Origin of the sequence: Liquorilactobacillus sicerae (assembly GCF_029916425.1) — a bacterium.
Classification (GTDB): domain Bacteria; phylum Bacillota; class Bacilli; order Lactobacillales; family Lactobacillaceae; genus Liquorilactobacillus; species Liquorilactobacillus sicerae.
In genome coordinates, this window is the sequence record NZ_JAHAVQ010000013.1 from 62,842 (window position 1) to 74,681 (window position 11,840).

Here is an 11,840-nt window from a genome sequence, read left to right on the forward strand (position 1 = left end):
CTTATTTTTAATAATGATTGCTCTTAAAAGTACTAATGGTCTCCAAAAGTTAGCTTTTTTGACTAACTTCTGGAGGCCATTAGTACTTCTTTTTTAAATATCAGTAACTGATTATTATGATTCTCAAAGCGAATCCGTTCGTTTTAGCTCTTACCATGGTTGGATCACAAAAGCTGCCCAACAATAACTAATGATTATCCCAATAGCGACCAACCATTGCCAGCGCGGGAGAGGATCAACAAAAGATATCGTTCGTTTGGCGCCTTCGGTAAAGCCTTGTGAAGTCATTGCAGTTGCCAAATCACCGGACCAATTTAAAGCGGTAATAATGATTCGCAGATATAATCCTGGCTGCCATAAATGATAAACTTGTCCGCGCATCATAGCGGAAGCTTGGATCCGGTGATACTGCTGCTGAATCCGGGCTAACAAATTGAAGGCTGCCAGCAAACCATAAGCAAAAGTTGCTGGCAATTTTAAATGCAAATGCAAGCTTAATAAAAGATCTTTGACGCGGCAATTCATGGTGACGGTCATTCCTAGCAACAGGTAGGCGTAGACCCGGGAACCATAGACCCAGGCGTTATGCCATTGATCACCGGTCCCAAAGATTAAAAATGACCACCAGCTACCAAACGCTAGTGGCAAAGCAGCCAATAACACTAACAGTGTCGTTTTTAGCGAGACACGGCAAGCAGCTAGATAAATTAATGCCAAGCAGCAAATCATCAAATTTAACGTCACACTCAAAGAAAAAGATAGCGGCAAACCGATCCCCAGCAGCATAACTGTCATAACTGAAACATTCAGCCCACGTTTTTTAGTCATTGATCAAACCTCCTTGAAGCAAGGTCAGCTGCTGTTGGGCTAACTGTAGCTCATAATCCAGTTTTTCAGTCACTCCAGCACGTTGATGTGAAACGATTAAAAGACTCAGTTGCAATTGAGTGGTAGTTTCATGGATCAACTGCAAAGCTTGAGCAAGTGATTGAGGATCTAAGCCAGCAAAAGGTTCATCCAGCAATAAGATTGGTTGAGCCATAATCAGCATTGACAGCAGCTGCAATTTTTTTTGCTGGCCACCTGACAGTTGATAGCAGACTTGATCTAAAATGTTAGCTAAATTTAGCTGCTGCAGACAGTGAGTGATTCGAGCACTGGTCCAATATTGCGGTTGTAAACTATTTTTTTGGGAAAGTTTGATTTCATCTTGAGCAGTCAGCCGAATAAATTGATCACTGCTGTTTTGAAAGACTAAGCCAACCAGCAAGTTCCAGTGACGCTGATTAAACTTTTGCGCTGCCTTTTGCTGATAGTAGATCTGGCCTTGATAGGGATGAAGTTGACTTAAAGCCGCCAGTAAGGTCGACTTACCGACACCGTTTTCACCAGATAATAATCCTAGCTGACCGCGGGGCAACGTAAAACTACTGCCGTTTAGAAGCTGCCGCTTAGCAGTCGTTAAAGTTAGCTGCTGCCAGCTGAGATCGCCTGAATTTAATCTATGGAGCGGGACGGGAAAAGTTGTTGCCAGCGACTGCAATTTGGTTAACGACTGGGAAACTATTTGCTGAGTGTTTGAGTCTAAATGATACAAATGATCGGCAATTCCTTGGTAGCCGGTTAGATCGTGATCGGCTACCAAAATGGTTTTTTGATAGTTTAGCTGTAGTCGCTTCAAATCACACAAAAGTTGTTTTCTGCCTGTCAGATCAACATTAGCAAAGGGCTCATCCAATAAAATAACTTGACTGTCTAAAGCTAAAACTGTTGCTAAAGCCACGCGTTGCTGTTCACCGCCTGAGAGTGTCTGGAGTTTTCGATGCTTTAATGACTGCAAGTTAAAAATCTTTAAAACTTTTTCAATTTGCTGTGGGATCTTGGTCAGTGGCAACTGAATATTTTCTAAAGCAAAAGTCAACTGTTCGCTAACGGTTCGCATGGCAAACTGGCGGTTAGGATTTTGAAAAAGCATGGCAACTTTTTGGGCTCGTTGGTTAGGCAAAATTTTAGTGACATTTTGTCCATCTAAAATGACTTGACCAGTTTCGATTTGTCCACCATATTGTGGGTATAAACCAGCCAGAAGTTTAAATAAAGTTGATTTGCCGCAACCCGATGGCCCAGTTAATAAGCTAAAGCTACCCGGTTCAATTTGAAAATCCAAATGATCAAAAATCAGTGGTTTAGTTGATTGGTAACGAAAGCTTAACTGTTGAGCGGCTAATTTAATCATCTTATCTGATCAGTCCTGTCTTAAATACCATTTTTTTGATCCAATAGACTAAAACTCCGGCAAAAAAACCGATTGAGATCAATCTAATAACAAATAGACTGATCAACAAACCAAAACTATATTGACGATAACCGCTTTGGAAAAGATCCCAAATAAACGTGATGATCGTTGAACCTAAAACCGAAAAGGTCAAACCTAATTTATCCCAGTTGCGATAGCCCGTGCAGGCAAATCCTAGCTCATTACCAATGCCTTGAATAAAACCAGAAAGCAAAGTTGAGGCTCCCCAACTAGAAAACAGCAGCATTTCAACAGCTGCCGCTAGCATTTCACCAACAACTGAAGCACCAGCTTTTTGCAGTAAGACCCCAGCTAAAGGTCCAGCCATAATCCAAACGCCTAACGTCAAATCATTAGCGTAAGGTTTTAACGGCGTTGCTGCTAATGCGTAGTAAGCATAACTCCAAAGTTGATAAATAATTCCAAAGAAGATTGCGATAATGGCTAAGAAAATCACATCACGTAAAGCCCAATGAATTTTTTTCGGTTGATTTGTCAAAGAAAGCGCTCCTTTTACAAACACAGGTTCTCCAAGCTAAAAAAATAAAGCCGGCACACTTAAAAAGTATGCCGACACCGAATTAGCTGTTTAATGTATCAAAAACACTAATACAAAAAACAAACTCCCTCCGCTGGCATTATCCAGATCAGGTTAATGGGTATTTCTCAGCCTCTTGGCACCCCAGTTTGTTCTTAATTTTGAATAACTAAATGCTAGCAGATTTTTTGGCTTTTGTAAAATGTTTTTTACTGAATCGATCACAAATGTCTCCAGTCAATTTCAATCGGAGAATTTAATTAGCCAGACATTTGTTAAATGCGTTATAATGAAAAGGATGAGAGTTGGCGGTAGATGTTCTGTCAGCTTTTTTACTTCAGGTATTTTGACTGTCAAGTAGTAGCCAGGTTTAACGAGGAGGAATAATGATGAGCGAAACAGCTAATCAGAATAGTGCTCGTAACAATGCGCCGATTGAAATTAGCAAATTAGGGCAGCCTTTTAAAAAAGATACACATGTCGTATTTATTTTTCATCGGCATCATTTTAGCGGCATCGTTGAAAAGCAACTGAAAAATTCAGCAATTATTGACTTTGATCAAAAATTCAGTCAGTCAAATACCGCACAAGAATTAAAGCAAAAGGTTGTAATTAGTTATTCTAAACTAAAACTAGCTAAGTAATTCAGATAAGGGTGTGAAAAATGATGGGCCTGTTTGGCAAACTAAGAAAAAAGGTGCTAACTGATACAACGCCGATTCAATTAGTTGTCATCGCATATTTGATCCTGATTTTCATCACCTTTTTTTTATTGACTTTGCCGATCTTTTATCAAAAAAATGCTAAGCCAGGTTGGCTTGACACTTTTTTTCTGTCGGTTTCGTCAGTCAGCGTGACAGGGTTGACAACGGTCCCATTACAGCATGTTTTGAACCACTGGGGGATTATTTTGCTGGAATTTCTCTTTCAAGTCGGTGGGTTTGGCGTAACAATGCTGACAACAGTGATGATGATTTTAAGCGGAAAAAAAATTTCTTTGCATCAACGGCAAATGATTCAAGTCGATATGAATCAACCACGCTTAAGCGGAACAGTTCGGCTTTCATATTCGATTTTCATCTTAATGGTCATGCTCCAGCTTATGTTTGGAGTGATCTTTTCCCTTTATTTTAGTTGGCAGCAAGGTTGGACACATTTAAAATCAGCTTTTTTTAATGGATTCTATATCTCAGTTACTGCAGTAACGAATGCCGGTTTTGACATTACCGGCAGTTCACTAGCACCTTACGAGCATAACTATTTGTTTTTGTTGATCGTCATGTTATTGATCATCATTGGTGGAATTGGATTTCCGGTTTTGGTCGAAGGTTACCAGTGGTTGATGTTCAAAATGCATGATCATGGCAGAGGAGTTTTTCGCTTTTCACTATTTTCAAAGTTGGCGGTCTTTTTTGCGCTGATTTTTTTCATCAGTGGAGCCCTAATGATTTTTTTGACAGAAATTAAAGGGCAGCTGGCCAGTGAGTCATGGCCGCAAAAAATCATGACCGCAATGTTTTACAGTGCTTCAACAAGAAATGCCGGATTGCAGCTTGAATCGCTCAAGCATTTTCAAACCGCAACTTTGTTAGTTTTTTCCTTGTTAATGTTTATCGGGGCCAGTCCGAGTTCAGTCGGTGGTGGGGTACGAACGACAACAGTTGGAATTTTGTTACTGTATTTAGCAGCCTTTATTCGTGGACGTCGACATGTCAATATTTTTGGTCGGCGAATTGGTGATGATGATATTCAAAAGGCAATTGTTGTTACCAACTTATCAATCTTATTGTGCTTAACGGCGGTCCTGATCTTATCAGTCACTGAAAAATATTCACTGGTTTCATTGATCTTTGAAGTGACTGCCGCTTTTGGGACGACTGGCTTATCGCTGGGAATCACTGCCGGCTTGAGTTTAGTTGGCAAGTGGGTGATTATCTGTTTGATGTTTATTGGCCGGGTTGGGATGCTGTATTTATTATTGCTTTTTGTATCTAAAAAAGAACAAGATTTTAATTACCGTTATCCATCGGAAAAGGTTATCATTGGTTAATTGTCGGAAAGATTGGATGGTTTTTTTTAATGAAAGGCTTCCTTAAAAAATAAAGTAACGGTGGACTTAAATTTTTTAATGATTTATTTGGCTGAAATTGCTGATAAGAAGGGCTTCTTTGTCATAGATAAGCTTTGGAAATTTTTCTTAGAGATTTCCATTGTTATGTTATAATCAAATTGCGGGAACTTTTAATACATTTTGGAGGCTTTTTCGTGAAAAAAGTGGAACCACGCTGGCTTATGGTTTTGAAAGTAGCATTGCCCCTGTGTTTAAGCTATGTTCCAATTGGTCTGGCTTGTGGGATCTTGTTAAACGTGGCAGGTTTTAACACGATTCTGACAGGCTTGGTATCAATTATGGTCTTTTCAGGCGGAGCACAGTTTTTGATTGCTTCAATGCTAACAGCTCATGCTCCGTTACATACGGTTTTATTGATGCTGTTTTTCCTTGAACTGCGGTATGCACTGTTGGGTTCAAGCATATCACAATACTTGCATCATACCAGCAGAAAGTTTTTGTATATTTTTGCTGTTTCTTTAAATGATGAAAATTATGCTGTTAATTATTTGAAGTTTGCAACTGATAAAAGTTGGACGCCCAAAAATGCTTTAATGGTTGAACACTATTCATTATTATTTTGGACAATGGCAAATGTTGTCGGCAGCTTGATTGGTGGAATGTTAACGATTAATTTATCGATTGTTGATTTTGCATTAACTTCCTTGTTTCTCTATATGATCGTGATGCAGCTTGGAAATCGATTAACGATTTTTATCAGTGTCTTTGCTGGTTGTTTAGCGGCATTTTTCATGGTTTTGCTGAAGAGTACAATGGGGCTGGTGGTCTCAACGATCATTGCTTCATTAACCGGCTTTGTGCTTGAAGATTATTTGGTGAAACATGGAAAGCGGCGGGACTTTTGGTTGCGTAAAATCAAGCCTAAAGCGAGTCGGAAGGTCATTAGTAAATCAGGGGATAGTTAATTATGACAGAACAGACTACAGAACATTTGATCTTAATAATCTTATCAATGCTAGTTGCCCTAGGTCCGCGTTTGATCCCTTTACGAGTATTTTCAACTCGCAAAATACCATTGTGGTTCAATGAATGGATGAAATACGTTCCAGTTTCCTTGTTTACAGCACTAGTTGTTAAAGATATCTTTATTGATACTAATGCAGGTTATACGTTTGTTGGCTTACGCAATACAGCTAAAATTTTAGCAGCAGTAATCGTTATTGGTGTTGCTTATCGGACACGTTCGATGGGACTTTCAGTGGTGCTAGGACTAGTAGCAGTGGCTTTATTGACAATTGTATTCACTACTTAAATCTAAAAAAATTAAAAAAGTCTGCTTTTAAGTAGGCTTTTTTAATTTGGCTTTAAATGAAATTCCAGACAATTCGGCTGAAAAGTGTTAGAATACTTTTATGTTTAAAGAGAAAGGCGGAGGAATATGATCGACAAAGTTTTTTATAAAACACTGTTAAGCAAATCGTTTAATATACCGGTTAAAATCAACTTTTGGGATGGGGAATCTAAAGTCTATGGTCAAGGCGAGCCAGAAGTAATCATCACTTTCAAAGAAGCAATTCCGGTCAAAGATGTTATGCATAACGCATCGATCGCATTGGGTGAAGCATATATGGACGGACGAATCGAGATCGAAGGCTCAATTCAAAAATTAATCGAAGCCGCCTATGAATCAGCAGATAGTTTCTTTTATGACAGCAAATTAAAAAAATTCATGCCCCGGCAATCGCATTCTGAGCGGCATAGTAAATATGACGTTCAAAAGCACTATGATTTGGGCAATGATTTTTATAAATTGTGGCTAGACCCAACGATGACATATTCCTGCGCTTATTTTGAACATCCAGCTGATACTTTAGAACAAGCTCAGCTGAATAAAGTTCATCACATTATCAAAAAACTGCATCCTGAGCCCGGCAAACGTTTGTTGGACATTGGTTGCGGTTGGGGAACTTTGATGCTGGTAGCTGCTAAAGAATATCATTTGGACGTTAGTGGTATTACTCTAAGTGAAGAACAATATAAGTTTGTACAAGCAAAAATTAAAGCAGAAGGTTTAGAGGATCATGCTCGCGTTTATCTAGAAGATTATCGAGACTTGAATACTGAACCTTTTGACTATATTACTAGTGTGGGCATGTTTGAACATGTTGGCAAAGAAAACTTGGAAACTTATTTTAAAACAATTGCCAAATATCTTCGCAGTGACGGTTGTGCCTTGATTCATGGGATTACTCGGCAGCAAGGTGGAGCATATAACGGTTGGATCAATCAGTATATTTTCCCAGGCGGCTATATCCCTGGATTGAATGAAAACTTGCAACATATTATTGAAGCTGGCATGCAGGTCTTTGATCTTGAAACTTTACGTCGTCATTACCAACACACTCTGGAAAATTGGGATAGTAATTTTAATCAACATCGTCAAAAGATTCAAGCTAAAATGGGCGAAAAGTTTACCCGAATGTGGGATCTTTATTTGCAAGCTTGTGCTGCTTCGTTTCAATCTGGCAATATCGATTGCATTCAATTTTTGATTTCCAAGGGACCAAGTGGTAAGAACTTGCCGATGACTAGAGACTACATTTACACTAAATAAACAAAAGCTATCCGCTTAAGCAATTGACAGTAATTGTCAAAGATCAGTGGATGGCTTTTTGCTAGCTAAAACAAATTATTTTGATTGCCGATGCTTTTTTCGTAGCCAATAATAAATAACAGCTCCAACTATCATTAATAACAAGATAAATCGGCCGTATACTTCAAACAGGCTAACAAAGTGTGGCCAAGCATGGCCGGTCAATCTTCCCAGCCAGATCAAGGCTGTATTCCAAACCAAAGTTCCAAGAACTGTTAATGCTAAAAATTTACCTAAAGGATAGCTAGTCATGCCAGCAGGAATTGAAATCAAACTGCGAATTACTGGAATAAAACGGCCAAAAAAGACTGCTGATCCACCATGATGATAAAAGTAATTAGCGGATTTTTCAATGGCTTCAGGCTTTAAATGCAGGAGCTTCCCAATTTTGCCAGCCAAAAATTTTTCAAGCCGTTCAGCTGAAATGATTTTGCCTAAAAAGTAAAGAACGAGAGCACCAATCAAAGCTCCCAGTGTGGCAAAAATAATACTTGGAACAATTTGCAAGGAAGTATTTAAAGTTGCAAACCCGGTGAATGCTAAGACGATTTCTGATGGAATTGGCGGGAAAATATTTTCAATTGCTAGTAATAAAGCAATTCCTAAATAGCCGTACTGATTAATAATTTCGGTCAGAAAAGCAGTATTCATCTGGACCTCCTAATTAAATTTGTTGAAGTTAAGTGTAACTTTTTGGTAGCTGATTGGTCAAACAATATGTAAAATTATAATCTGATTTTAATTTGGCAATTAATGCTATAATACATTTAGTAAGCAAAAAAGGAGCAAGCCATGAGAAAAAGAACTTGGTTTATCGTGACTTTGATCGTTGCGGTGATTTTTATCGGTTACGGCTTTACTAAACACATCGAAAATCAGAAATATTATGATGATTCGCTAAAACAAGCAGTAGTCGCAATTAATTATGGGCATTATCATACTGCCCAAATTGATTTAGAAAACGCCCTTAAGAAGAAAAAAAGTGGTACAAGAGCCAAGAATTACTTAAATCAATTGAAACTATACCGCAAGGGTTTGGCGGCAATTAATCAGCAAAATTACCAACCAGCACGGACTTATTTTCAAAAAACCGCCGCGCAGCAAAATGGGCTACAGGTGCTGGTGAGCCGTGCTTCCAGTAAGCAAGCAGAACTCAAAGAAGTTTTGCGGGAACTGCCGCTGTTTCAAAGAGCATACAAAAAGGCTAAGATTTTATCAACTAATTATGAGTATACAGCTTCGAATACTAAATTGGCAGTTATTTTAGGCTACGGTAATATTCAACAAGTCTATTATCAAAATATTTATCAGCAAGCTAAGCAGTTGAAGTCTTATAACGATCGGATGCTGCGAAAGCTTGGTTACAGTGTGACTGATGATAGTCAGAGTTCTAAACAAACAGATGATAGTTTTTTACCAGGTGTAGATAGCTCAACCAGCAGTAGTTCAAATTCACCTGCTTTGAAAAAAATCACTGCTGCCCAAATTAAAGCTGCTCGACAAGCTTTAAAAGAAGAAAATGTCAATGATCGTACTTTTAGTGATTACCAAATTAAATTGGTAATTCAAGAAGCCAAACGACAAGGTGTTTCTGTCCGCCAGATTGCTCGCGAATTTAAATAATTTTTAGCAAAATAAAGACCAGTTAGTTTGCTAACTGGTCTTTATGATTTTTTATAATTCAGCAATTAAACTTTGATTAAAGTAATAAAGCGTCGCTGTCTGGGAAGTTAATTCGATCTTAGTGATCCCAGCGTTGGACGGTTCATTTAAACTGGATAGATTTTTAATCGCTAAAATCATATTGAGCATTAGCTTAATGGTAAATCCATGAGTGGCGAGCAAAAGATTGGCCTGCGGGAAGTCGGCTGCCAGCTGAGTGAATAATTGCTGTAAACGCGCAGTGACCTGACTATAGGTTTCGCCTCGATTAACATCAGCAGCACGTGGCAACAAATTGTGCTGCGCATCGAAATACTCAGGGAACTTTTGCCAAATGTCTTTTTCCAGCTGTCCATCCCAATTACCGTAATCAAATTCTTTTAACCGCCAATCAAAAATGGTTGTCGTTCGCGGAGCAATGATAGCTGCCGTCTGAGCTGCCCGTAACAGAGGACTCGCAACCACCAAGTCAAATGAAATCTTTTTAGCAGCCAGCTGCTGACCAACTAGTTGTGCTTGTTGTTGTCCCTTGATCGTCAGGGGCGTATCGACTTGGCTGCCTTGGAGAATTCCAGCCGCATTGGCTTGACTTTGACCATGGCGGACAATATACAAAGTAGTCATCAATTTGTCCTTCTTTCATGCTTGAAGTTTAATGATACGTTTAGCATACCGATTTTAGCTGAAAATTGCAAAATCTTTTGATTTAATGCTGGTCCACCTTGTCAGGCCGGGTAACAAAGAAGATCACTGACATAATTCCTAGAAAAACGCAACCTACAATGACTGAAGCCCGAGTTTCAGGGTTGATAAACATGAAGACCAGTGTCAACAGTAGGCCAAACAAAGCTAAATAATTTGAAAATGGTGACCAGGCTAGCTTAAAGGGATGATTTTTAAGCTTTGCTTGATTTTGTTTTCTGAATTTCAAGTGGCTGATCAAAATTACAAACCATGGGATCATCCCTGGAAGGACACTTGAACTGTAAACTAAAACAAAAACATTGCTGCTGCCTTTGACTAAATGCGGCAAAACGGCATTTAAAATCATACCAATAAAAATTCCAACTGAGATCGTCAAAACGGCTAAAACTGGGACGCCTCGCCCAGAGAGCTTAGTATATTTTGCACTGACTTCGTGCTTTAAGCCTAAAGTATAAAGCATCCGGCTTGAGCTAAAAATGCCAGAGTTGCAGCCAGAAAGCGCCGCAGTAACTAAGACAAAGTTGATAATGCTGGCAGCGGCCGTGATCCCAACGCGTGAGAAGGTTTCGACAAATGGTGAACCGACTTGATCGAGTTTATTCCAAGGATAAATCGTAACGATGACGAAAATTGCCCCAATATAGAAGATCAAGATCCGAGCGACGATCGACTTGATCGATTTAATGATTGTTGGTTGAGGATCTTTAGCTTCTCCAGCAGTGATTCCAATGATTTCAATTCCTTGATATGAGGCAATCACAATTGATAACGCAAATAAAAATCCTTTGAACCCGCCAGTGAAAAATCCACCATTGACCCAAAGATTACTGAAACCAACTGGCTGCCAATGGTTACCAAAGCCGAGTAAGATGACCATTGCACCTAAAATTAACATTAAGATGATCGTTAAAACCTTGATCAAAGCAAACCAGAATTCAAGTTCGCCATAAGCTTTGACTGAAACTAGGTTAGCAATACATAAAGTTATTACGATCACCGCTCCGGAGATCCAGTCTGGTAAATTTGGCCACCAATAATTTAAATATTGCCCAACTGCAATGACCTCGCTGATTCCAACTACCAGATATTGAAAAACATTACTCCAAGCAGTCAAATAACCAGCTAAGGGATGAATGTATTCACTAGCGAACTTAGCAAATGATCCGGTTGCTGGATCTAAATACAACATTTCGCCTAAAGCTCGCATGACGATATATAAAATTAAACCTGCAAAAGCATAGTCAAGTAAAACAGAAGGCCCGGTCCATTTGATCGTTGAGGCTGATCCCATGAATAAGCCGACACCAATCGTGCCACCCAGGGCAATCATCTGCATCTGACGTGATGATAGATCACGATTTAAATTGTGCTTGTCTTTCATAAAAAAGCTGCTCCTTTTTTGGATAAAATAAAAACCCCTAGGTAATTAAACCTAGGGGCGCAAATAGCGTGGTACCACCCAATTTTAATCTAAAAATCGATTACACTTCATTATTGATAACGGCATTACCGGCATTTGTTTCGGATTCCTACTAAAAACACACTTGAAAGGAGTATTTCAAATTCACTAACAGTCAGCTTCCACCGCACCTGACCTCGCTAAGTAAATGATGATTTGAAACATATCTTTCATTATAGCTTATAAGCTCATTTTACCGAAATCAAATTCAAAATACAAGTTAAAAGTTAAAAAAAGTTAATTTTTAAAAGTCAGGTTCCATCGTAATGCTAATATTAAGGGATTCAAGCTTTAATATTATTTTAATGGTTGCCATTGCCAGTTAGTAACCGGGAGTTTGACACTTTTTAAAATAAAATCCTCCATAAAGCCTGATATGACTTTATTTTTTTGTCAATTTTTCCCTTTTAATTTGTAGTACTTTGTGGTACTCTATAATTAGAAAGGATGTGAATC

At 38.8% G+C, this 11,840-nt stretch carries 12 protein-coding genes and 1 riboswitch; of the genes, 6 read left to right on the top strand and 6 right to left on the bottom strand.

From position 1 onward, the window contains the following. Positions 1 to 150: 150 nt before the first annotated feature. From KH893_RS08980 to KH893_RS08990, 3 genes are read right to left on the bottom strand one after another with little or no spacing between them, the layout of a single operon-like run. Positions 151 to 828, bottom strand: coding sequence for an energy-coupling factor transporter transmembrane component T family protein (locus KH893_RS08980; protein WP_281165817.1), 678 nt, complete (start codon positions 826 to 828; stop codon positions 151 to 153). Then, the gene (locus tag KH893_RS08985; protein ID WP_281165818.1) at positions 821 to 2,236 is read right to left on the bottom strand and encodes an ABC transporter ATP-binding protein; all 1,416 of its coding nucleotides are present in this window, start codon (positions 2,234 to 2,236) and stop codon (positions 821 to 823) included. Before KH893_RS08985 ends, KH893_RS08980 begins: the two co-directional genes overlap by 8 nt. Before the next feature lies 1 nt (position 2,237). After that, positions 2,238 to 2,795: an ECF transporter S component gene (locus KH893_RS08990; RefSeq protein WP_281165819.1), complete on the bottom strand. Its 558-nt coding sequence runs from the start codon at positions 2,793 to 2,795 to the stop codon at positions 2,238 to 2,240. A gap of 108 nt (positions 2,796 to 2,903) precedes the next feature. Continuing rightward, positions 2,904 to 2,991: riboswitch (TPP riboswitch) on the bottom strand. Positions 2,992 to 3,223: 232 nt separating this feature from the next. Between KH893_RS08990 and KH893_RS08995 the strand changes: the two genes are divergently transcribed. From KH893_RS08995 to KH893_RS09015, 5 genes are all read left to right on the top strand, one after another. Next, positions 3,224 to 3,478: a hypothetical protein gene (locus tag KH893_RS08995; RefSeq protein ID WP_281165820.1), complete on the top strand. Its 255-nt coding sequence runs from the start codon at positions 3,224 to 3,226 to the stop codon at positions 3,476 to 3,478. Between the two features lie 23 nt (positions 3,479 to 3,501). Further along, entirely contained in the window at positions 3,502 to 4,884 is a 1,383-nt protein-coding gene (locus KH893_RS09000; RefSeq protein WP_281165830.1) for a TrkH family potassium uptake protein, read from the top strand. Positions 4,885 to 5,099: 215 nt separating this feature from the next. Then, positions 5,100 to 5,870: an AzlC family ABC transporter permease gene (locus tag KH893_RS09005; protein WP_281165821.1), complete on the top strand. Its 771-nt coding sequence runs from the start codon at positions 5,100 to 5,102 to the stop codon at positions 5,868 to 5,870. A 2-nt stretch (positions 5,871 to 5,872) separates the two neighbouring features. Continuing rightward, on the top strand, positions 5,873 to 6,217 hold the full coding sequence (locus tag KH893_RS09010; RefSeq protein ID WP_281165822.1) for an AzlD domain-containing protein: 345 nt from the start codon (positions 5,873 to 5,875) through the stop codon (positions 6,215 to 6,217). Positions 6,218 to 6,343: 126 nt separating this feature from the next. Beyond that, positions 6,344 to 7,519, top strand: coding sequence for an SAM-dependent methyltransferase (locus tag KH893_RS09015; RefSeq protein WP_281165823.1), 1,176 nt, complete (start codon positions 6,344 to 6,346; stop codon positions 7,517 to 7,519). A gap of 75 nt (positions 7,520 to 7,594) precedes the next feature. Here the strand turns inward: KH893_RS09015 and KH893_RS09020 are convergent, their stop codons facing one another. Continuing rightward, the gene (locus tag KH893_RS09020) at positions 7,595 to 8,209 is read right to left on the bottom strand and encodes a DedA family protein (protein ID WP_281165824.1); all 615 of its coding nucleotides are present in this window, start codon (positions 8,207 to 8,209) and stop codon (positions 7,595 to 7,597) included. 141 nt (positions 8,210 to 8,350) lie between these two features. On the opposite strand from KH893_RS09020, the gene KH893_RS09025 reads away from it, so the two are divergent. Then, positions 8,351 to 9,181, top strand: a complete 831-nt coding sequence (locus KH893_RS09025) for a hypothetical protein (RefSeq protein ID WP_281165825.1) — start codon at positions 8,351 to 8,353, stop codon at positions 9,179 to 9,181. Positions 9,182 to 9,232: 51 nt separating this feature from the next. Here the strand turns inward: KH893_RS09025 and KH893_RS09030 are convergent, their stop codons facing one another. After that, positions 9,233 to 9,844 (bottom strand): histidine phosphatase family protein, encoded by a 612-nt coding sequence (locus tag KH893_RS09030; protein ID WP_281165826.1) that lies wholly within the window; start codon positions 9,842 to 9,844, stop codon positions 9,233 to 9,235. A gap of 82 nt (positions 9,845 to 9,926) precedes the next feature. Next, positions 9,927 to 11,306: an amino acid permease gene (locus tag KH893_RS09035; RefSeq protein WP_281165827.1), complete on the bottom strand. Its 1,380-nt coding sequence runs from the start codon at positions 11,304 to 11,306 to the stop codon at positions 9,927 to 9,929. Positions 11,307 to 11,840 lie beyond the last annotated feature (534 nt).

What these genes read in the sequence shown, in the direction of transcription:
- KH893_RS09020 (WP_281165824.1), bottom strand. Translation starts at nt 8,209, where the DNA reads ATGAATACTGCTTTTCTGACCGAAATTATTAATCAGTACGGCTATTTA.
- KH893_RS09000 (WP_281165830.1), top strand. Translation starts at nt 3,502, where the DNA reads ATGGGCCTGTTTGGCAAACTAAGAAAAAAGGTGCTAACTGATACAACG.
- KH893_RS09010 (WP_281165822.1), top strand. Translation starts at nt 5,873, where the DNA reads ATGACAGAACAGACTACAGAACATTTGATCTTAATAATCTTATCAATG.
- KH893_RS09015 (WP_281165823.1), top strand. Translation starts at nt 6,344, where the DNA reads ATGATCGACAAAGTTTTTTATAAAACACTGTTAAGCAAATCGTTTAAT.
- KH893_RS08995 (WP_281165820.1), top strand. Translation starts at nt 3,224, where the DNA reads ATGAGCGAAACAGCTAATCAGAATAGTGCTCGTAACAATGCGCCGATT.
- KH893_RS09030 (WP_281165826.1), bottom strand. Translation starts at nt 9,844, where the DNA reads ATGACTACTTTGTATATTGTCCGCCATGGTCAAAGTCAAGCCAATGCG.
- KH893_RS08980 (WP_281165817.1), bottom strand. Translation starts at nt 828, where the DNA reads ATGACTAAAAAACGTGGGCTGAATGTTTCAGTTATGACAGTTATGCTG.
- KH893_RS09035 (WP_281165827.1), bottom strand. Translation starts at nt 11,306, where the DNA reads ATGAAAGACAAGCACAATTTAAATCGTGATCTATCATCACGTCAGATG.
- KH893_RS09025 (WP_281165825.1), top strand. Translation starts at nt 8,351, where the DNA reads ATGAGAAAAAGAACTTGGTTTATCGTGACTTTGATCGTTGCGGTGATT.
- KH893_RS08985 (WP_281165818.1), bottom strand. Translation starts at nt 2,236, where the DNA reads ATGATTAAATTAGCCGCTCAACAGTTAAGCTTTCGTTACCAATCAACT.